Annotated in this window: 18 protein-coding genes; 7 read left to right on the top strand and 11 right to left on the bottom strand. The window is 71.0% G+C overall.

The features are described from left to right. Window positions 1-4: 4 nt before the first annotated feature. The 5 genes from HNR19_RS09535 to hsaA all read right to left on the bottom strand — a co-directional run bounded on the left by HNR19_RS09535 (window position 5) and on the right by hsaA (window position 4,728). A complete protein-coding gene (locus HNR19_RS09535; protein ID WP_179667697.1) occupies window positions 5-964 on the bottom strand; it encodes a trypsin-like serine peptidase in 960 nt (319 codons plus the stop codon). A gap of 125 nt (window positions 965-1,089) precedes the next feature. Continuing rightward, a complete protein-coding gene (locus tag HNR19_RS09530; protein WP_343047127.1) occupies window positions 1,090-1,725 on the bottom strand; it encodes a flavin reductase family protein in 636 nt (211 codons plus the stop codon). Between the two features lie 10 nt (window positions 1,726-1,735). Then, window positions 1,736-2,641 (bottom strand): iron-dependent extradiol dioxygenase HsaC, encoded by a 906-nt coding sequence (gene hsaC / locus HNR19_RS09525; protein WP_218910197.1) that lies wholly within the window; start codon window positions 2,639-2,641, stop codon window positions 1,736-1,738. Beyond that, window positions 2,638-3,540, bottom strand: a complete 903-nt coding sequence (gene hsaD, locus HNR19_RS09520; protein ID WP_179667696.1) for a 4,5:9,10-diseco-3-hydroxy-5,9,17-trioxoandrosta-1(10),2-diene-4-oate hydrolase — start codon at window positions 3,538-3,540, stop codon at window positions 2,638-2,640. Before hsaD ends, hsaC begins: the two co-directional genes overlap by 4 nt. Beyond that, window positions 3,541-4,728: a 3-hydroxy-9,10-secoandrosta-1,3,5(10)-triene-9,17-dione monooxygenase oxygenase subunit gene (gene hsaA, locus HNR19_RS09515; RefSeq protein WP_179667695.1), complete on the bottom strand. Its 1,188-nt coding sequence runs from the start codon at window positions 4,726-4,728 to the stop codon at window positions 3,541-3,543. Window positions 4,729-4,930: 202 nt separating this feature from the next. Between hsaA and HNR19_RS09510 the strand changes: the two genes are divergently transcribed. Then, a complete protein-coding gene (locus tag HNR19_RS09510) occupies window positions 4,931-8,785 on the top strand; it encodes a family 78 glycoside hydrolase catalytic domain (protein ID WP_179667694.1) in 3,855 nt (1,284 codons plus the stop codon). A 71-nt stretch (window positions 8,786-8,856) separates the two neighbouring features. Here the strand turns inward: HNR19_RS09510 and dmpG are convergent, their stop codons facing one another. The 3 genes from dmpG to HNR19_RS09495 are packed head-to-tail and all read right to left on the bottom strand — an operon-like array spanning window position 8,857 to window position 11,630. Continuing rightward, window positions 8,857-9,930 carry a 4-hydroxy-2-oxovalerate aldolase gene (gene dmpG, locus HNR19_RS09505; protein WP_179667693.1) on the bottom strand — a complete coding sequence of 358 codons (1,074 nt, stop codon included), beginning with the start codon at window positions 9,928-9,930 and terminating at the stop codon, window positions 8,857-8,859. 1 nt (window position 9,931) lies between these two features. Continuing rightward, a complete protein-coding gene (locus HNR19_RS09500; protein ID WP_179667692.1) occupies window positions 9,932-10,831 on the bottom strand; it encodes an acetaldehyde dehydrogenase (acetylating) in 900 nt (299 codons plus the stop codon). A gap of 1 nt (window position 10,832) precedes the next feature. Continuing rightward, entirely contained in the window at window positions 10,833-11,630 is a 798-nt protein-coding gene (locus HNR19_RS09495) for a fumarylacetoacetate hydrolase family protein (protein WP_179667691.1), read from the bottom strand. A 34-nt stretch (window positions 11,631-11,664) separates the two neighbouring features. Here HNR19_RS09495 and kstD point away from each other — a divergent pair, with 34 nt between their 5' ends. Genes kstD through HNR19_RS09480 form a run of 3 tightly spaced genes read left to right on the top strand, consistent with a single transcriptional unit; the run spans window position 11,665 to window position 14,762 of the window. Beyond that, the gene (gene kstD / locus HNR19_RS09490; RefSeq protein ID WP_179667690.1) at window positions 11,665-13,359 is read left to right on the top strand and encodes a 3-oxosteroid 1-dehydrogenase; all 1,695 of its coding nucleotides are present in this window, start codon (window positions 11,665-11,667) and stop codon (window positions 13,357-13,359) included. 56 nt (window positions 13,360-13,415) lie between these two features. Further along, the gene (locus tag HNR19_RS09485) at window positions 13,416-14,291 is read left to right on the top strand and encodes a MaoC/PaaZ C-terminal domain-containing protein (protein ID WP_179667689.1); all 876 of its coding nucleotides are present in this window, start codon (window positions 13,416-13,418) and stop codon (window positions 14,289-14,291) included. Between the two features lie 24 nt (window positions 14,292-14,315). Beyond that, on the top strand, window positions 14,316-14,762 hold the full coding sequence (locus HNR19_RS09480; protein WP_179667688.1) for an OsmC family peroxiredoxin: 447 nt from the start codon (window positions 14,316-14,318) through the stop codon (window positions 14,760-14,762). On the opposite strand, the gene HNR19_RS09475 is transcribed toward HNR19_RS09480, so the two are convergent. Together HNR19_RS09475 and HNR19_RS09470 are read right to left on the bottom strand one after the other, a co-directional pair. Further along, on the bottom strand, window positions 14,731-15,018 hold the full coding sequence (locus HNR19_RS09475; protein ID WP_179667687.1) for a hypothetical protein: 288 nt from the start codon (window positions 15,016-15,018) through the stop codon (window positions 14,731-14,733). The two genes, HNR19_RS09480 and HNR19_RS09475, sit on opposite strands and share 32 nt — an antisense overlap. Window positions 15,019-15,033: 15 nt before the next feature. Further along, a complete protein-coding gene (locus HNR19_RS09470; protein WP_343047126.1) occupies window positions 15,034-16,758 on the bottom strand; it encodes a sodium:solute symporter family protein in 1,725 nt (574 codons plus the stop codon). Window positions 16,759-16,886: 128 nt separating this feature from the next. On the opposite strand from HNR19_RS09470, the gene HNR19_RS09465 reads away from it, so the two are divergent. Next, window positions 16,887-17,393: a methyltransferase family protein gene (locus HNR19_RS09465; protein ID WP_179667685.1), complete on the top strand. Its 507-nt coding sequence runs from the start codon at window positions 16,887-16,889 to the stop codon at window positions 17,391-17,393. Window positions 17,394-17,396: 3 nt separating this feature from the next. Here the strand turns inward: HNR19_RS09465 and HNR19_RS09460 are convergent, their stop codons facing one another. Beyond that, a complete protein-coding gene (locus HNR19_RS09460; protein WP_343047125.1) occupies window positions 17,397-17,891 on the bottom strand; it encodes a DinB family protein in 495 nt (164 codons plus the stop codon). Window positions 17,892-17,957: 66 nt separating this feature from the next. Here HNR19_RS09460 and HNR19_RS09455 point away from each other — a divergent pair, with 66 nt between their 5' ends. Next, window positions 17,958-19,361, top strand: coding sequence for an MFS transporter (locus HNR19_RS09455; protein WP_179667684.1), 1,404 nt, complete (start codon window positions 17,958-17,960; stop codon window positions 19,359-19,361). Window positions 19,362-19,387: 26 nt separating this feature from the next. Next, on the top strand, window positions 19,388-19,879 hold the full coding sequence (locus HNR19_RS09450; protein WP_179667683.1) for a cupin domain-containing protein: 492 nt from the start codon (window positions 19,388-19,390) through the stop codon (window positions 19,877-19,879). The last annotated feature ends 1 nt before the right edge of the window (window position 19,880 follow it).

The raw sequence follows: 19,880 nt of genomic DNA, 5'->3' as shown, positions 1-19,880 counted from the left end.
CTGCTCAGTGGATGAGCCGCTTGGTCGCCCGCGGCAGCGGGGCGGCGAGCAGCAGCTTGGGCCGGCTGCCGATCGTGCGCCGCGAGGTCACGGCCCAGATGATGCCGGTGTTCTTCTTCCGGCCCTTCTTCAGCAGCCAGGGGCCACCGCTGGCGCCACCGGTCATCGGGCAGCGCATGATCGCGTCCTGCGTGCGACCGCGACGCTTGGTCGGGCCGTCGCAGCGCTTGGCCACCTGGCCGTTGTAGCGCGGGCCCTCGGCCGGCCAGCCCCAGATGCGCACACCGCGCTGCCGCTGGTTCGCACCGAGCTTGACCCGGTTGGCGCCGGTCACCCGGGCCAGCTTGCGACCGTTGCGCTTCTGGAACTGGATGACCGCCTGGTCGTAGCGGAACTTGCCGTCGTTGATCCAGCCGTTGAAAGCCCAGACGCGGCTGTAGGCCCACTTGCCGTAAGGCGCGCGACGCTTGTGGTACTTCGGCACGAAGAGGAAGTTGTCGAACCAGCCCTGGCCGCCCGGACCGCTGTTGACGCAGTGGCCGGCGGTGATCACCTGGTTGCCGCGGCGTGACTTGACCGTCGCGGCCGAGCAGACTGCGCCGCCCTGGTTGGTGGTGAAGAACAGCTTGCCCGCCGTCTTCGGCACGGGCACACGCCCACGCGCGGCCGGCACGGCCCCGGCCGGCTCGACCGAGGCGTCGACCTCGGGAAGGAGACCCAGCACCTCCTCGATCGGTCGCGCGGCGGCCATCCGCTCCGGGGTCCAGTAGTCGAGGACCGCTCGCTTGCTGGTCTGCGGGCCGACGGCGCCGGCGTACGACGAGACGTCGTCGTCAGCGGACTCCGCGACGAGGGCGGTGGTGGCGGGCGCGGTGGCGCCTCCGTTGGCGGGGATGCTTCCAGTACCAGCGACCAGCGCCAGGCCGGTAACCAGTACGACGCCGAGTCGGCGTACGGGTGTCATCGTCGGGTCCTCCCAGATCGTGGGCTCACAGTGCAGCGGACACTACCCCCGTGCAACGCGTGGAAACGCGCCGGGTGACGGGGGGCGAGACCCGCAATCTGACAGCGTGTCGCACTCAGCCGGAGTCAGCCGTCCGTGGTGCGGTAGCGACCGCGGAAGTAGAGCAGGGGCTCCTTCGCGTCGCCGGGCGCCGTCTCCAGGTGCTGGACACGACCGATGACGACGTAGTGGTCGCCCGCCTCGTGGACCGACTGGATGGTGCAGTCGAGGTGGGCGAGGGTGCCGTCGATGACCGGCGACCCGGTCGCGACGGCCGGGTGCCAGTCGATGCCGGCGAACTTGTCGACCCCCTTGGTCGCCATCTGGGCCGACACGTGCTCCTGGTCCGCCGCGAGCACGTTGACCGCGAACCGCCCGGACCGCTGGATCAGGGGCCAGGCCCGCGACGTCTTCGCGGGCACGAACATCACCAGGGGCGGCTCGAGCGAGACGCTCGAGAACGACTGGCAGGTCATGCCGACCGGGGCGTCGCCGCTGATCGTGGTGATGACCGTGATCCCGGACGCGAAGGTGCCGAGCACGTCGCGGAACCGCCGCGCCGCCGCCTGCGCCTCCGGGTCGTCGTGGACCGGTACGTCCTCGCCGGGGCGGAACTCGAAGTCGACGTCGGCGTCGCCGAGGTAGTCGCCGATGAGCGCGGGATGGGGCCAGGTGTCGCGCGCGTCGGGGCTCATGCCCTCGGGGATGTCGGAGTCAGCCACCCGATGCACGCTAGCCGCCCTGACCGCCGCCGAAGTCGTGGCCCCAGTAGGACACGGCGGTGGACTCCCGCGCGACCCACCTGCTGTCGTCGACGCGCAGGCCCTCGGTGCCGAACTCGACGTCGAAGCCACCGGGCGACTTCACGTAGAACGAGATCATCTCGTCGTTCATGTGCCGGCCCAGCGTCGCGGACAGTGGCGCCTTGTGCTTGCGGACCCGTTCGAGGGCGCGGCCGACGTGGTCGAGCTCGTCGACCTCGAGCATGATGTGGACGCACTTGCTCGGGTTGGGCATCGGCAGGAACGCCAGCGAGTGGTGCCGCGGGTTCACGCCGAGGAAGCGCAGCCAGACCTTCGAGCCGGGCTCCTTGCCGACGAACTCCCCGGGCATGCTCATCGAGTCGCGCAGGCGGAATCCGAGCACCTCGGTGTAGAACCGCAGCGCCTCGACGTCGTCGAGCACGGGCAGCACCACGTGGCCCATCCCCTGGTCCGCGGTGACGAAGCGGGCGGCGTACGGCGTGACGACGGGCCGTGACTCGTAGGTGATGCCGTGGAACAGCTCGAAGACGTTGTCCCAGGGGTCGGAGAACCGGACCAGCTCCTGGACCCGGCGCTCGTCGAGCTCCTCGCGGGTGCCCTCCTCGAAGTCGACGCCCGCCTTCTGGAGGTGCTCGCGCGCCTCCTGGAGAGCGGCGTGGTCGGCGACCTCCCAACCGACGCACGCCATCTGGTCGACGTCGGCGGGGAACACCACGAGTCGCGCGGAGACCTCGTCGATCCGCCAGTACTGGTGGTCGGGGTTGGGGCCCCTGCCCTCGGCCAGGCCGAGGACCTTGCCGGCGAACGTGCGCCACGCGTCGAGGTCGGTGCTCGCGACGCGGACGTAGCCCATGGACTTGATGTCGATCGTCATCGCCCCTCCGGTGATCGAGCCTGTCGAGATTCCTTGTGCGCCGCCAGGAACGAGGTGCAGACGCTTGCGAACTCCTCCGCGGCCTCGATCTGCGCCCAGTGGCCGCAGTTCGGGAACACGTGCAGCTGCGCCCGCGGGATCTGCTTCAGCGCGACGAGCGCGCCGTCGAGCGGGTTGACCCGGTCCTCGCGTCCCCACGTCAGCAGGGTGTGCTTGCGGATCGCGTGCACCTCCCGCCAGAGCATGCCGTCCTCGGCCCACTCGGGGTTCCAGAACGAGGCGCCCATCGAGCGCATGGCCTCCAGCGATCCCGGCGCGGTGGCGTCGGCGAACCGCTCCTCGACCAGCTCGTCGGTCACCAGCTCCTGGTTGACGACCATGGTCGAGATGAACGCGCGAAGCCGCTCACGGCTGGGGTCCATGCTGAAGTCCATCAGCCGCTGGACGCCCTCCGTCGGGTCGGCGTGGAACAGGTTGAGCGAAAGGCCGCCGGGGCCCATCAGCACCAGCCGGCCCACCCGGTCGGGGTAGGACAGGGCGAACCGGGTCGCCGTGCCGCCGCCGAGCGAGTTGCCGAGCAGGTGCACGCGGTCGATCTGGAGCTCGTCGAGGAACTTGACGAGGTAGTCGGAGGAGTGCCGGAAGTAGTTCGACGCGACCGGCGGCTTGTCGGACTGTCCGAAGCCCGGCTGGTCGACCAGCAGCGTCCGGAAGCTCCCGGCGAAACGCGGCAGCGCGCTGCCGAAGTTGCTCCACGCCGAGGCACCCGGGCCGCCTCCGTGCAGCATCACGAACGGCAGGCCGCCCCCGACGTCGGCTCTCGGCTCACCAGCCTCGTAGTAGTTGAGGGTGATGTCACCGGCCTTCGCGGAGCGCCGTACGTCTTCCTTCTCGAACACTCAGTACATCCCCGGGTCGACCTTGTGCCCGAACTGCTGGGCGCCGTACATCTGGAGTGCGCGCTCGGGGTCGTTGGCCGCGTGGACCCGGCCCGCGTGCGCGTCGCGCCAGGCGCGCTGGAGGTAGGTGCCCTCCGCCAGCGCGCGGCCACCGGAGGCCTCGAACAGGGCGTCGATCGCCTCGATGGCGCGGGCCGTGCCCAGCACCTGGTCGCGGCGGACCCGCAGCCGGAGCTCGAGCGGGATCTGCTCGCCGCGCGCGACGTGGGCCTGCTCCTCGCGGATGTTGGCCATCAGCAGCGCCCATGCAGCGTCGATCTCCGACGAGGAGCGGGCGATGCGCACGGCTGCGAACGGGTCGAGCGACGCCTTCTCACCGAGGTAGGCGGCACGCACCCGCTTCTGCTGCATCTCCACGTGCTCGGCGTACGCGCCCTTGGCCATGCCGATGATCGGCGTGGCGATGGTGCTGGTGAAGATCGAGTGGAACGGCAGCTTGTAGAGGTCACTGTCGTTGACGGCCTGGCCGGGGCCCTTGCACTGTCCCGTCTCCCCCATCGACAGCGTGAACGCCTCGGGGATGAACGTCTCCTCGACGACGATGTCGTTGGAGCCGGTGCCGCGCAGTCCGACGACGTTCCAGACGTCGACGACCTGGTACTTCTCCCGCGGCACCATGAACGTGCGGAAGTCGACGACCTGGCCGTCCTCGTTGAAGACGAGGCCGCCGAGGAGCACCCAGCTGCAGTGGTCGCAGCCGGAGGAGAAGCTCCACTTGCCGGACAGCTTGAAGCCGCCCTCGGTCACGACCGCCTTGCCGGTCGGCGCGTACGACGAGGAGAGGCGCACGCTGGTGTCGGAGCCCCACACCGCCTGCTGCGCCTCGTCGTCGAACAGCGCGACCTGCCACGGGTGCACGCCGACGACGCTCGACACCCAGCCGGTCGAGCCGTCGGCCGAGGCGATGTCGCGGACCGCCGTGTAGAACGCGACCGGGTCGGCCTCGAGGCCGTCGAAGCGACGCGGCTGGAGGAGGCGGAAGAACCCGGTCTCCTCGAGCTCCTTGATGGAGGCGTCGGGCACGACGCGGAGCCGCTCGCCCTCGTCCGCGCGCTCGCGGAAGGTGGGGAGCAGGTCACGTACGCCGTCGAGGACGGCCTGCACCTCCGGCGCGAAAGCCTGGTTCATCGGGAGCTCCTGTCTGCAAGGTGGGCCTGCACGCCGACCATACTAGAACACGTTCTAGAAATGGAGAAGCCGGGCGGCTCGCCGGTCGAGGTGGCGGTTCTGCGGCCGGTTCCGGCCACTGCCGTTGACGCCGGTGTGACGGCGGTCATAACGTCGCTGCGCCCACCCCCTGAATCGTTTCACTTCCTCGGAAGGGACCCTCGTGCCACTCCCTCGTCGCGCGCCCCGCCGCGCGCTCGCTGCGTCGACGGCATGCCTCCTCGGCGTGTCCCTGGCCGGTCTCGTGCCGCCTCCGGCGGGTGCCGTCGCCGCCGCCACCGCACCCCAACCGGCGCCCACCGCGCTCCGCGTCGGCGCCCTGCAGGACCCGCTCGGCATCAGCGACACCACCCCGACCCTCCACTGGGAGGTCGACCAGTCGGTCACCCGCCAGGTCGCCTACCAGGTGCGTGTCGCCTCGTCGTCCGAGCGCCTCGCCTCCCCCGACCTCTGGGACTCCGGGAAGGTGCTCTCGAGCGCGCTCTCGACGACGTACGCCGGCAGCCAGCTCGACTCCCGCGACCGGGCCGTGTGGCAGGTCCGCGTGTGGGACGGCCCGGGTCGTGCCGGGGCGTGGAGCGAGCCGGGCCGGTTCGAGATCGGCCTGCTCAGCCCCGCCGACTGGGAGGCCGACTGGATCACGCACCCGGAGTGGGTGGAGCCGCTCCACCAGGACGTCGCCCTCAGCGCACCGACCACGGCGCAGTACGTCCGCGTGACGGTCACTGACCTGGGTCGCCCGGAGGAACCGCTCGACGACCCGGGCTGGCGCCCGCGCCTCGAGCTCGGCGAGATCGCGCTCCGCAACGGCGGTGACCCCGAGAACCTGGTCACGGGTGCGACCGTCACCGCCTCGGAGAACAAGAACCAGACCGGTGTGTGGCACCCGTCCTTCGTGGTGGACGGCAAGCTCACCACCGCCAACGCGCCGCGGGGCTACCGGAGCACCTACCACCCCGAGACCGACGTCCAGGACAAGCCGATCGTCCTCACGATCAAGCTCCCCGAGGCACGGACGTTCGACACGGTCGAGCTGTACTCGCTGTGGGACAGCCCGGGCCGCTACGGCACCACGCCGAACTATCCGCGCGACGTCACGATCTCGACGTCGGCCGACGGCACGACGTACACCAACGTGGGCAGCGCGAAGAAGCTGCCGGCGATCTCCACCGTGCACGAGGCGCCCGACGCCCTCCCGGTCTTCGCGACCGACTTCGAGGCCGCGGACGTCGAGTCCGCGCGGCTCTACGTCACCGGTCTCGGCGCCTACAACGCCAGCATCAACGGCACGCCCGTGTCGGACGACCTCCTCGAGCCGGCGAACACGTTCCACGCCAAGCGCGTGCCCTACGCGACGTACGACGTGACCTCGTTGCTGGCCGAGGGTGACAACAGTCTCGGCGTGGAGGTGGGCAACGGCATCTTCAACGTGTTCAACGTGCCCGGCGCCGCCACCCGCTACGTGAAGACCGCCAGCGGCCACGGCGCACCGCGGGTGATGGGCCAGCTGGAGATCACCCACAGCGACGGCACCACCACCACGGTCGCCACCGACGCCGGTGACGACTCCGCCTGGCGCACGACGCTGGGCGAGGTCACCTTCACGAACTGGTACGGCGGCGAGGACGTCGACGCCCGCCGCCACATCGACGGGTGGGACGAGCCCGGCACCGACCGGTCCGGGTGGACGAGCCCGGTCGCGTCGCGCGCACCGCGACAGACGACCGAGCTGGTCGGCCGGACGCAGCCGCCCATCCGCCAGGTCGACGAGCTCGAGACCACCGTGCGGCAGCTCGAGAACGGCGACCAGCTCTACGACTTCGGCGTGAACTTCGCAGGCTGGCAGCAGCTCACGACGTCGGGCCCCGCCGGGACAACGATCACGATGCGACCGGCCGAGCAGCTGAACGCCGACGGCACCGTCAAGCAGGCGAGCTCGGGCAACAACCGGTACGACACCTTCATCCTCGCCGGCACCGGCGAGGAGACCTACACGCCGCGGTTCCGCTACCACGGCATGCGCTACCTCCAGGTGAGCGGACTCACCGATCCCGGCGCCACGACGGTGAAGGGCCTGGTGCTGCGCACCGACAACGAGGACGTCGGCGAGTTCGAGTCGTCCGACCCCATGCTCAACGACATCCACACGATCATCGACCGCTCGGTCCAGAGCAACATGTACTCGGTGCTGACCGACTGCCCGCACCGCGAGAAGCTCGGCTGGCTCGACCAGACCAACCTGAACTTCGACACCGTCGCCCGCGGCTACGACATGCAGGCGCAGTACCGCAAGCTGCTCCAGGACGTCGCGGACTCCCAGCAGCCCAACGGGCTGATCCCCACCACGGCGCCGGAGGACTCGCTGTTCGCGGGCGCGTTCCGCCACGACGCCAACTGGGGCGCGACCATCGCGGTCTCCGCGTGGCAGGCCTACACGGAGTACGGCGACGTCGAGCCGTTGCGCGACTTCTGGCCCAACATGGTCAGCTACCAGCAGTTCCTGACCGCGCAGGCCAACGAGCTCGTGCTCGGCGGCGGCCTCAACGACTGGGCCACCCCGGAGGAGTCGCGGAACCAGGCGCCTGCCGCCCTCGTCCAGACCTACGCGTTCCACAAGATCACGCGCACGATGGCCGACATCGCCGAGGTGCTGGGCCGGCCCGCCCAGGTCCGGACCTACCGGCAGAAGGCCGCACAGATCGCCGACGCGTTCCGCGGCGCCTTCTACAACGCGAGCACGGCCGTGTGGGGCGTGGGCAACCAGGCGAGCCTCGCCCTGGCGCTGGACGAGGGCCTGGTGCCCGACGACCTCCGCCCGGCCGCGGTCGACGCCCTCCTGGCGCGCATCGAGGCCGACGGCAACCAGTTCATGGTCGGCGAGGTCGGGCTGTACGCGCTGCTGCGCGTCCTCGCAGCCGAGGGACGGCACGACCTGGTCCACGACCTCGCCGTGCGTCCGACCGGCAACAGCTATGCCAAGTTCGTCAACCAGGGCTCCACGTCGTTGCCGGAGCACTGGTCCGGAGCCGGCGGCACCGGTTCCCAGAACCACTACATGATGGGGATGCTCGAGGGCTGGCTGAACGGCAACCTGGCCGGTCTCCGGCAGGCGCCGGGCTCCGTCGCCTACGAGCACGTGCTGGTCGAGCCGGCGGTCGTGGAGGGCGTCGACAGCGCGAGCACCTCCTACGACTCGGTCCGCGGGACCATCGCGGTCTCGTGGCAGCGCGCGGACGAGGTGCTGACGATGTCGGTGGAGGTCCCCGGCAACACCACCGCGACGGTGCGGGTGCCGAACGCGGAGGACGGCTCCGCGGCGTACGGTCCGCGCGGCGCCACCCTGGTGCCCAGCCAGGTGGAGGGCTACACCGAGTTCGAGGTCGGCCCCGGCACCTGGGAGTTCGGATCGGGCGGCGAGGCACCGAGCTGGACGACGAAGGTCTCCCTCGCCGGGGACCCGGTGCCGTACGGCGCCGGCGGCGACCTCGAGGTCAGCGTGACCGATGCCGAGGGCGTGCCGGTCGACGCCGGCACGGTCACCGTGACCGGGCTCGGCGCCGCGCAGACCGCCGCGATCGGCGACGGCGTGGCCACGGTCCGTGTGCCCTCCCGGCTCCAGCCCGGCTCCTACACCGCCTCGCTCGCCTACAGCGGCGAGGGCCGGTTCGAGTCCGGCGCGGGGACGGCGACCGTGCAGGTGGAGAAGGCACGCGTCGCCCCACGCACGACGGTCGTCACCCGCCCGACCGCCACCAGGCCGGGGAAGGTACGGGTCACGCTGCCGTCGACCACCGGCACGCGCGGCGACGCCCGCGCGGCCACCGGCAAGGTGCGGCTGGTGCTGACCAAGGCGGGTAGGAAGGTCGTGCGGTCCGCGATCGCCAGGGACGGCGCCGCCGTGGTCGAGGTGCCCTCCCTCACGGCGGGGACGTGGGTCCTGAAGGTCGCCTACGCCGGTGACGACCGCTACCGCGTGGTGCGGCTCACCCGGACCGGACAGGTGACGGTCGAGCGGTGAGAGCGCGAGGGCCGTGCTCCCGACGACGCGCTGCGGCGCCGGGTCGGGAGCACGGCCCTCGTTGCTACTCGCTAGTCCTGTCGCGCCTTGAGCTGGAGCGCGATGTCGATGAGCTGGTCCTCCTGGCCGCCGATGAGCTTGCGCTTGCCCGCCTCGAGGAGGATCTCGGCGCCGGACACGCCGAAGCGCTCGGCCGCGTTGTCCGCGTGCTTGAGGAAGCTGGAGTAGACGCCGGCGTAGCCCATCATGAGCGTCATGCGGTCGAGCCGACACTCCTCCGGCATGGCCGGCTTGATGACCTCCTCCGAGGCGTCGATCAGCTTCATGAAGTCGACCCTGGTCGTCCAGCCGAGCGAGTCGGCGACGCCGACGAAGGCCTCCAGCGGCGTGTTGCCCGCGCCGGCGCCGAAGCGGCGGACCGAGCCGTCGATCTGCGTCGCGCCGGCCCGCGCGGCGATGACCGTGTTGGCCACCCCGAGGCCGCGGTTCTCGTGGCCGTGGAAGCCCACGTCCGCCTGGTCGCCGATCTCGGCGACGACGGCGGCCACACGGTCACCCGTCTCCTCCATGACCAGGGCGCCCGCGGAGTCGACCACGTAGACGCACTGGCAGCCGGCGTCGACCATGATCCGCGCCTGCTTCGCCAGCACCTCGGGTGTCTGCGTGTGGGCCATCATCAGGAACCCGACGGTCTCGAGGCCCAGCTCGCGGCACAACCCGAAGTGCTGGATGGCGACGTCGGCCTCGGTGCAGTGGGTGGCGATCCGGCAGATCTGGCCGCCGTTGTCCTGGGCCGCCCGGATGTCGTCCTTGGTGCCGAGGCCGGGGAGCATCAGGAACGCGATCTTGGCGCGCTGCGCGGTCTTGGCCGCGATCGAGATGAGCTCCTGCTCGGGAGTCTTCGAGAAGCCGTAGTTGAAGCTCGAGCCGCCCAGCCCGTCGCCGTGGGTCACCTCGATGACGGGGATGCCGGACTCGTCGAGCGCGCGCACGATGTCCTCCACCTCCTGCGCCGTGAACTGGTGCCGCTTGTGGTGCGACCCGTCGCGGAGGCAGGTGTCGGTCAGCCGGAGGTCGAGCTCGCCCCACGGCTCGTCGCCGTGGGCGCCGGACCAGGTGCGAGTCAGGGTGTTGATGTCGGTCATCTCAGGCCTTCCCGAGGATCGAGCGGGCGATGTTCTGACCGACCTGCGTCGCCGCGGCGGTCATGATGTCGAGGTTCCCGGAGTACGGCGGCAGGTAGTCGCCCGCGCCCTCGACCTCGACGAAGATCGACACCCGGCGCATGCCCCGGGTGAAGTCGGACGGGCCGTCGAACTGCGGGTCCTGGAGCAGGCGGTAGCCGGGCACGTACTCCTGGACGGCCGCCTCCATCCGGTGCACCGACTCGGCGATCGCGTCGGTGTCGGCGTCAGGGTCGACGGCGCAGAAGATCGTGTCGCGCATGATCATCGGCGGCTCCGCCGGGTTGAGGATGATGATCGCCTTGCCCCGCTCCGCCCTGCCGATCGTCTCGATACCGGCCGACGTGGTGCGCGTGAACTCATCGATGTTGGCACGCGTGCCCGGGCCGGCACTCACCGACGACACGGAGGCGACGATCTCGGCGTACGACACCGGGGTGACCCGCGAGACCGCCGCGACCATCGGGATCGTGGCCTGGCCGCCGCAGGTGATCATGTTGACGTTGGGCGCGGCCACGTGCTCCTCGCCGTTGACCGGCGGGATCACCGCGGGCCCCACCGCGGCCGGGGTCAGGTCGATCGCACGGATGCCGGCCTCGGCGTACCGGGGGGCGTACTCGCGGTGGACGTAGGCCGAGGTCGCCTCGAAGAGGAGGTCGGGCAGCTGGTCCTGCTTGAGCAGCCAGTCGACGCCCTCGTGGCTGGCCTCCAGGCCCTTGTCGGAGGCGATCCGCAGGCCCTCGCTCGCCGGGTCGACGCCGATCATCCAGCGTGGCTCGATGACGTCGCTGCGGAGCAGCTTGTAGAGCAGGTCGGTGCCGATGTTGCCCGGACCGACGATCGCGGCGGTGAGCTTGCTCATTTCACTCCTTGAAGGTGGCGACCAGCGGCGCGAAACCGCTGATGGACGCCTCGACGCGGTCTCCCGCGGCGAAGGGGACGAACGGGCCCAGGGCCCCGGACAGGATCAGGTGGCCGGCGCGCAGCGGGTCGCCGAAGCGGAACGCCTGCACGGCCAGCCAGCGCAGCGCCTCGAGCGGGTCGCCGAGGCAGGCGGCGCCGTTGCCGGCGGAGCGCTCCTCGCCGTTGATCGTGAGCGACATGACCACCTCGCGCGGCTCGAGATCGTCGAGCTTGCGGCCGTCGCTGCCGACGACGAACAGGCCGCTAGAGGCGTTGTCGGCCACGGTGTCGGTGAAGCCGATGTCCCACTCCGCGATCCGGGAGTCGACAATTTCCAGCGCCGGGAGCGCGACGTCGACGGCCGCGCGCACCGCGTCGAGGGTGATCTCGTCCTCGGTGGCCGGCGCGACGTCGGCGGCGAGCCGGAAGGCGACCTCCGCCTCGACCCGCGGCTGCACGAGGGTGGCCATCGAGATCGGGTCGTCGTCGCTGACGTCCATGTCGCTCAGCAGGTATCCGAAGTCGGGCTGGTCGACGCCCAGCTGCCACTGGACCGCCTCCGACGTGGCGCCGATCTTCCGGCCGACGACGGAGACCCCGCCGCTCAGCCGGGCCTGCACGAGTCCCTGCTGCACGGCGTACGCCGCGGGGAGGTCGTCGGTGCCGATGAGGTCGCGGACGGGCGGGCACGGGACCCGCGTCTGCTGGGCGAGCGCGAGGCGGTCGACTGCGGCCGCGACGGCGTCCTGGGAGGTCACGGGGCAATACTAGAACCTGTTACAGTTTGGCGCCATGACGACCCCTTCTCGCGTCGCCTCCGCCGACCTCCCGACCGAGGTCGACGTCGTCGTGGTCGGCGCCGGCGGAGCCGGCATGAGCGCGGCGCTCGCGGCCGGGCGCCGCGGCCTCGACACGATCCTCGTCGAGAAGAGCGGCTACTTCGGCGGCTCGACGGCGCGCAGCGGCGGCGGGGTCTGGATCCCCGGCAACTACGCGCTCAAGGAGGCCGGGCAGGACGACCCCGGCGACATCGACCGCGCCAAGACCTACCTCGACGCCATCGTCGGCGACGTCGTGCCGAAGGTGCGCCGCGACGCCTACCTCGAGCGCGGCCCCGAGGTCATGGACTTCGTCCGCGACAACACCCCGGTCCGCTTCCGCTGGGTGCCGGAGTACGCCGACTACCTGCCGGAGCAGCCCGGCGGCCGCCCTCGCGGACGCAGCGTCGAGCCGGTGCCGATGGACGCGCGCTTCCTCGGCGACGAGCTCGACAGGCTGCACCCGCCGTACACGAAGGCACCGGCCAACCTGATCGTCACCCAGGCCGACTACCGCAAGCTCAACCTCGGTCTGCGCACCATCCATGGGCCGGTCACGATGCTCGTGGTGATGGTCCGGCGGCTGCTGGCGATCGCGACCGGCAAGAAGATGTACGCAATGGGCAACGCGATCGCGATCGGCCTCCGCAAGGGGCTCGCCGACGCCGGCGTACCGGTTCACTACGAGACCGAGCTGCGCGACCTGCTCGTCGAGGACGCTCGGGTGGTGGGCGTCGTCGTGGAGCAGGGCGGCACCCGGCGCGAGGTGCGCGCGCGGCGTGGCGTCATCCTCGGGTCGGGCGGGTTCGAGCACAACCAGGAGCTGCGGGAGAAGTTCCTCCCCCAGCCGACGACGACCGAGTGGTCGACGGGCGCGGTCTCCAACACCGGCGGCGGGTTGCTCGCCGGCACCGCGGTCGGCGCGGCGACCGACCTGCTCGACGACGCCTGGTGGGGTCCGACGATCCCGCTCCCGGGGCGTGCCTGGTTCTGCCTCGCCGAGCGCAACCTGCCCGGCTCGATCATCGTCAACCAGGCCGGGCGCCGCTTCATGAACGAGGCGCTCCCCTACGTCGAGGCGACGCACGAGATCTACAAGGGCGAGGCGACGGGCGTGCCGCACGTGCCGTCCTACATGGTCTTCGACCAGACCTACCGCAACCGCTACCTGTTCGCCGGCGTCGCCGGCAGGCAGCCGTTCCCCGGCCGTTGGTACAAGGAGGGCGTGGTGACCCGCGCCGACTCGCTCGCCGAGCTCGCGGAGAAGGTCGGGCTCCCCGCCGACGCGCTCACGGAGACCGTGACGCGGTTCAACGGGTTCGCGCGCAGCGGCGTCGACGAGGACTTCCACCGCGGCGAGAGCGCCTACGACAAGTACTACTCCGACCCCAAGGTCAAGCCGAACTGCTCCCTCGCACCGATCGAGAAGGGGCCGTTCTACGCCGTGAAGATCGTCCCGGGCGACCTCGGCACCAAGGGCGGGCTGGTCACCGACGAGCAGGCCCGTGTGCTGCGCGAGGACGGGTCCGTCATCGCCGGCCTGTACGCCGCCGGCAACGTCTCCGCCGCCGTCATGGGGAACACCTACCCCGGCCCCGGCGGCACCATCGGCCCCGCGCTCGTCTTCGGCTACCTCGCCGCCGAGCACATCGCGGGCGCCGGTGGTTGAGGTGCGAGGAGCGCTACCGACGAGCCTCGAAACCTCCGGCCCCAAGGAGAACTGAAATGCCCATCGACCCGTCCGTCGCGATCGGGGCCGACCTCGGCTCCCGCACGTTCTCGTGGACCGAGAGCGACGTCCTGCTCTACCACCTCGGCATCGGCGCCGGCGCGCGCCCGGGCGACAACGTCTCCCCCGCCGCGCTCCGCTGGACGCTCGACGGCCCCTCGCTCCAGGTGCTCCCCTCCTTCGGCGTCGTCGTGCCGACGTTCCACGAGACCGACCCGCCGCCCCTCGACCTGCCCGGTTGCGACATCAACCTCGCGCAGGTCGTGCACGGGTCGCAGTCGGTCGAGGTCGCGGGCCCGCTCCCGACCTCCGGCACGGCGACGCTCACGACGACGCTCACTGACGTGTGGGACAAGGGCAAAGCAGCCGTCATCTGGCAGGAGGGAGTGGCTCGCTCGCCCGAGGGCGAGGAACTGTGGCGCGTCCGGTCGTCGATCTTCGTCCGCGGCGAGGGCGGCTGGGGCGGCGAGCGCGGCACGTCGGCCGCGGTCGCCGTACCCGATCGGGAACCGGACCTCGTCGCGACGTACGACGTGACGCCGCAGCAGGCGCTGCTCTACCGCCTGTGCGGCGACCGCAACCCGCTGCACGCCGACCCCGACTTCGCCAAGACCGCCGGCTTCCCGGCGCCGATCCTGCACGGGCTGTGCTCCTACGGGATCGTGCTGCGCGAGCTCACCGAGGGACTGCTCGGCGGTGACGCCGCCGCCGTGCGCGGGTTCACGGCTCGGTTCGCGGGCGTGGTGTTCCCGGGCGAGACGATCCGCGTGGCCGGCTGGCGCGAGGGCGACCGGGTCGTCGCCTCCGCGACCATCGCGGGAGGCGAGCGGGACGGCTCCCCGGTGCTCGCCGACTGTTCACTGTCGCTCTGAACAGCCGGCGGCTAGGTTCGGACCATGCCTACTCGCACTGCACGCACTGCATGGAACGGTGGACTCCAGGACGGCTCGGGCCAGGTCGAGCTCTCGTCGTCCGGGGTCGGCACGTTCGACGTCTCCTTCCCCAAGCGCGCCGCGGACGACGCGGACGGCACCACCAGCCCGGAGGAGCTGATCGCCGCCGCGCACTCCGCCTGCTACTCGATGGCCCTGTCCAAGCAGATCGCCGACGCGGGCGGTACGCCGCAGTCGCTCGACGTGACCGCTGACGTGACCCTCGGGGCCGACTCCGGCGGCGCGCCGACGATCACCACGATCAAGCTCACCGTGCGGGCGGAGGTCGACGGTCTCGACGACGCGGCCTTCCAGACGTGCGCCGAGAACGCGAAGGCCGGGTGCCCGGTGAGCAAGGCGCTGGCCGGGGTCGGCGAGATCAGCCTGGACGCTGCTCTCGAGACTGCCTGACCGCCTCGTCGTCGACGACGATCGGGCGGATCCGCGCCCAGGCGAAGAACGCGCCCGCGACGACCAGCAACGCGATGCCGGCCCACAGGTTGGCGTCGATGTCCCCGGTCTTGCGGCCGCTGTCGTCGCTGGCGAGGCCCAGCACGGTCAGCACCGCTCCGTAGAGACCGAGCAGCGCCCCGATGACGTTGCGGATGTCGAACGCGCCCGCGGTGTGCCGCCTGCGCCGCTCGACGTCGTCGTCGATGTCTGACATCACTCGCTCCAGCCTCTAGAAGATCGCGTTCAGGACGATGACCATGACGAGCGCGACACCGGCCAGCGGCACCGGTCGCTGGTACCAGGGGTACGACGCCTCGCGGGGGTCGGTGCGCTGCTCGCGCGGGGTCTCGGAGTAGACGAGGCCGACCAGCTGCTCCGCCGGCTTCGGGGTGGTCACGAGCGACACGACGACGCTCAGCGCGATGTCGACGACGAACGCCGCCGACGCGCTCAGGAACGCCGCCCCCTGACCGCTGATCGGCAGCACCCCGGTGCTCAGCGAGCCGAACGCGTCCTCGCTCAGGAACGCCACGAGCACCGCGGACGCCGTACCGGCGACGAGACCGAGCCAGCCCGCGGTGGGCGTCATCCGCTTCCAGAACATGCCGAGGATGAACGTCGCGAACAGCGGCGCGTTGAAGAACCCGAACAGCGTCTGGAGGTAGTCCATGATGTTCGAGAAGTTCGCCGCCAGTGCTGCGGTCAGGATCGCGACGCCGGTGGCCGCGACCGTCGCGACGCGCCCGACCTTGAGGTAGTAGCCGTCGGGCTTGTTCTTGACGACGTAGTCGCCCCAGAGGTCGTAGCTGAAGACCGTGTTGAAGGCGGAGATGTTGGCAGCCATGCCGGCCATGAAGGCCGCGAGCAGTCCGGTGATCGCGACACCGAGCAGGCCGTTGGGGAGCAGGTCGCGCATCAGGAGCAGCAAGGCGTCGTTGTAGGCGACGCCCTCTCCGGACGCGCCGCCGGCCGGCGTTCCTCCGGCCTTGAGGTCGGCGATCTCGGTCACCAGCACCGCGGCGATCATGCCGGGCACGATCGTGATGAAAGGGACGAACATCTTCGGGAAGGCGCCGATGATCGGGGTCTTCCGCGCCGAGGAGATCGAGTCCGACGCCATCGCGCGCTGGACCTCGACGAAGTTCGTGGTCCAGTAGCCGAAGGACAGCACGAAGCCGAGGCCGAAGACGATGCCGACCACCGACAGGAAGCCGGAGTCGAAGCCGGACAGCGCCTGACCGGGCCACGACTCGGTCTGCTGCCCCACCGTCGCGCCGCCCTCGGCGGGCGCGACCTTGTCCATCAGGCCGTCCCAGCCGCCGACCTGGTGGAGCCCGATGATCGTCAGCGGGAGCAGGGCCGCGACGATCACGAAGAACTGGAGCACCTCGTTGTAGATCGCCGCGGAGAGGCCGCCGAGGGTGATGTAGGAGAGCACCACCGCGGCCGCGACGACGAGCGCGAGCCACAGCGGCCAGCCGAGCAGTGCGTGGATGATCGTGCCGAGCAGGTAGAGGTTCACGCCCGCGATGAGCAGCTGGGCGAGCGCGAACGACAGCGAGTTGACGAGGTGGGCGCCCGGGCCGAACCGGCGGAGCATGAACTCCGGCACCGACCGGACCTTCGAGCCGTAGTAGAAGGGCATCATCACGATGCCGAGGAACAGCATCGCCGGGATCGCCCCGACCCAGAAGTAGTGGACCGTGGGCAGTCCGATCTCTGCCCCGTTGGCCGACATGCCCATGATCTCGACGGCGCCGAGGTTGGCGGAGATGAAGGCAAGACCGGTGACCCAGGCCGGTAGGGCACGTCCGGACAGGAAGAAGTCGACCGAGTCCGAGACCTGTCTTCGAGCGAGCCAGCCGATGCCCAGCACGAAGACGAAGTAGGTCGCCAGGATCGCGTAGTCGACGAGGTCCGCGTCGATGAGGGTGTCCGAGACGAGCGGCGTCACGCGCTTCAAGGTAACCCGATCCGGGCTCTCCAGCCCGGTACGGCGTGTCGGGTGCACGCCGCCTCCGCCCACGGCATGCCTACCGCCGACGGATGCGCGCGGGCGCCGTACGGGTCCAAGGTGGTCCCATGGCCCGTGACACCACCCGCGCAGCGATCGGCTCGTTCGCGTTCTTCCTGCTCGCGCCCGGCGTGAACGCGGGGCTGGTGCCGTGGCTGATCACCCGCTGGGAGACCGATGCGCCGGTCTGGGCGCAGGCGGCCGGGATCGCGGTGACCTCGGCCGGGACCTTGCTCGTGACGGCGGCGTTCGTGCAGTTCGTCGCCGAGGGGCGCGGTACGCCGGCGCCGGTGGCACCGACGCAGCAGCTCGTCGTGGGCGGCCTCTACCGCTGGGTGCGCAACCCGATGTACGTCGGCGTCGCCGGCGCGATCGCGGGCCAGGCCGTCCTGTTCGCCAGCGTCGGGGTCGCCCTCTGGCTCGTGGCGTTCGTCGGTGCGGTCACCCTGTTCGTCGCCCGTTACGAGGAGCCGACCCTGCGCCGCACCTACGGCGCGTCGTACGACGCCTACACGAGCGCGGTGCCGCGCTGGCTGCCACGTGTCACGCCGTGGCAGCCTCAGCGGTCGCCCTGAACGTCAGCCCGACTGGTCGGCAGCGAGGATCTGCTCGCGCAGGATGTCGCCGTGCCCGGCGTGACGGGCGAGCTCCTCGATCATGTGGGCGTACATCCACCGGAGGCTCACGCCGCCGCGGCGCTCGTCGCGGGCGACGTGGTCGAGGTCGTAGGCCGCGGCGATCCGATCGGACTCGGCGCACACCTGCCGGAACTCCGCACTGATCGACGCGATGGTGTCGGAGTCGTCGAGGCGGAAGCTGTCGTCGATCTGGGTGGGTACGCCGACCTCGGCCCGGGTGCGGTTGGCGAGCCGGACGTGGAACCACACGCGCTCGGCGAACGACGCGTGCTTGACCAGCCCGAGGAGCGTCGTCAGCGAGGGCACGAGGCGGCGGCGCGCCTGCTCTTCGGTCAGGCCCTCGAGCAATCCGAGGATCTCGGCGCGGTTGCTCGAGAGCAGGTCGCCGAGGGTCTCGCGCTCGGACCCGGTGTAGCGAGGGTGGTCGGTGATCACCCGGGCAGGGTAGCCACCTGACGCGTCGAACCGCTGACGTCGGCGCCGCCTGCCACGATGGCGCCCATGACACAGGTGGCGATGGGCACCCGCCAGGGCAGAGGCGCACTGCTGGCGGCGGTGCTCGGCACAGGGATGGCCTTCCTCGACGGCACGGTCGTCAACGTCGCGCTCCGCGAGATGGGCCGCGACCTCGACGCCTCGCTGAGCGACTTGCAGTGGATCACCAACGGCTACCTGCTCTCCCTCGCGTCCCTGATCCTGCTCGGTGGGTCGCTGGGCGACCGGTTCGGGCGTCGGCGCCTGTTCGTCGTCGGGGTCGTCGGCTTTGCGGTCGCGTCGCTGGTGTGCGGGCTGGCGCAGACCCCGGAGCAGCTGATCGCCGCGCGACTGCTCCAGGGTGTCGGCGGCGCGCTCCTGACGCCGGGGAGCCTGGCGATGATCCAGAGCGTGTTCCGCCAGGAGGACCGCGGCCGCGCGATCGGCGCCTGGTCCGGGCTCGCGGGCGTCTCGACGGCGATCGGCCCGTTCGTCGGCGGCTGGCTCATCGACTACGCGAGCTGGCGCTGGATCTTCCTCATCAACGTCCCGCTCGCGGTGCTCACCGTGGTCGCGGCGCTGCGCTACGTGCCCGAGACCTCCGACCCCGAGAGCGCCCACGAGTTCGACGTCGTCGGAGCCGTCCTCGGCGCGCTCGCGCTCGCCGGCGTGACGTTCGCGCTCATCCAGTCCGAGTCCATCGGTCGCGGTCCCGCGATCGCCGTGGGCGCGGCCGGCGTCGTCGCCGGAGTCTGCTTCGTGGTGCAGGAGCGCCGCTCGCCCCACCCGATGATGCCGCTGTCCCTGTTCGGCTCCCGGCTGTTCTCGGCGAGCAACCTGATGACGTTCCTCGTCTACGCGGCGCTCGGTGCGGTCAGCTTCTTCCTCGTCATCCAGCTCCAGACGGTGTCCGGGTACGGCGCGCTCGCCGCCGGCCTCGCGACCCTCCCGATGACCATCCTGATGCTGCTCTTCTCCTCCCGGGCCGGCGACCTGTCCAGCCGGATCGGGCCGCGGGTGCCGATGTCCCTCGGTCCGGCGATCTGCGCCGCCGGCACGCTGATGCTCGTCGGCGTCGACGAGGACCCGTCGTACTGGCTCGACGTCTTCCCGGGGGTCACCGTCTTCGCGGTCGGGCTCACCCTGCTGGTGGCCCCGCTGACCGCGACGGTGCTCGCCGCCGCGCCCGACCGCTACGCGGGGATCGCCAGCGGCATCAACAACGCGGTGGCCCGGGCCGGGACCCTGCTCGCGATCGCAGCGCTGCCAGTGGCGGTCGGGCTCACCGGCGCCGACTACGAGCGCCCGCGCGCGTTCGACCTCGGCTACGAGCGGGCGATGATCGCGTGCGCGGTGCTGCTCGCGCTGGGCGGGCTCGTCTCCTGGGTCGCCGTACGCCGCCCGGAAGCGGTCGTGACCTCCGACGCCTGACGCGCGGCGCGCCGTACGGTGACCGCATGTCCTACCCACCCCCGCTCTACGACGGCCCGCACGGTGAGGTCTCGGCGACCGTCCGGCCCGGCGGCAGCGAGCCGGACCTCGTCTACCCCAACGGCAACCGCGTGCACTACCTCGCGACGGGCGAGGGCAGCGGCGGGCTGTTCGGTCTCTACCGGTGGGAGTTCTCGGAGGCGGTGAGCGGGCCGGGGCCGCACTTCCACCGCACGATCGCGGAGTCGTTCTACATCCTCACCGGCGAGGTGAAGGTCTACGACGGCAACGCGTGGGTCACGGCGCGGCCGGGCGACTTCCTGCACGTCCCGCCGGGCGGCCTGCACGGGTTCCGCAACGAGTCGGGTGCCGAGGCGTCGATGCTGCTGCACTTCGCGCCCGGCGCGCCCCGCGAGGCCTACTTCGAGGGTCTCGACCGCCTCGCCCGCGGCGAGGAGTGGACGAAGGACGAGTACGCCGCGTTCATGGCCGAGCACGACAACTTCTGGGAGGAGTGAG

Source organism: Nocardioides thalensis, from assembly GCF_013410655.1.
Lineage (GTDB): Bacteria > Actinomycetota > Actinomycetes > Propionibacteriales > Nocardioidaceae > Nocardioides > Nocardioides thalensis.
This window is presented reverse-complemented; position numbering and strand designations above follow the sequence as displayed.

Coding starts and splice junctions, on each gene's coding strand:
- HNR19_RS09480 (WP_179667688.1), top strand. CDS start 14,316: ATGCCTACTCGCACTGCACGCACTGCATGGAACGGTGGACTCCAGGAC.
- HNR19_RS09535 (WP_179667697.1), bottom strand. CDS start 964: ATGACACCCGTACGCCGACTCGGCGTCGTACTGGTTACCGGCCTGGCG.
- kstD (WP_179667690.1), top strand. CDS start 11,665: ATGACGACCCCTTCTCGCGTCGCCTCCGCCGACCTCCCGACCGAGGTC.
- HNR19_RS09455 (WP_179667684.1), top strand. CDS start 17,958: ATGACACAGGTGGCGATGGGCACCCGCCAGGGCAGAGGCGCACTGCTG.
- dmpG (WP_179667693.1), bottom strand. CDS start 9,930: ATGACCGACATCAACACCCTGACTCGCACCTGGTCCGGCGCCCACGGC.
- HNR19_RS09450 (WP_179667683.1), top strand. CDS start 19,388: ATGTCCTACCCACCCCCGCTCTACGACGGCCCGCACGGTGAGGTCTCG.
- HNR19_RS09500 (WP_179667692.1), bottom strand. CDS start 10,831: ATGAGCAAGCTCACCGCCGCGATCGTCGGTCCGGGCAACATCGGCACC.
- HNR19_RS09475 (WP_179667687.1), bottom strand. CDS start 15,018: ATGTCAGACATCGACGACGACGTCGAGCGGCGCAGGCGGCACACCGCG.
- hsaA (WP_179667695.1), bottom strand. CDS start 4,728: ATGAACCAGGCTTTCGCGCCGGAGGTGCAGGCCGTCCTCGACGGCGTA.
- hsaC (WP_218910197.1), bottom strand. CDS start 2,641: ATGACGATCGACATCAAGTCCATGGGCTACGTCCGCGTCGCGAGCACC.
- HNR19_RS09485 (WP_179667689.1), top strand. CDS start 13,416: ATGCCCATCGACCCGTCCGTCGCGATCGGGGCCGACCTCGGCTCCCGC.
- HNR19_RS09465 (WP_179667685.1), top strand. CDS start 16,887: ATGGCCCGTGACACCACCCGCGCAGCGATCGGCTCGTTCGCGTTCTTC.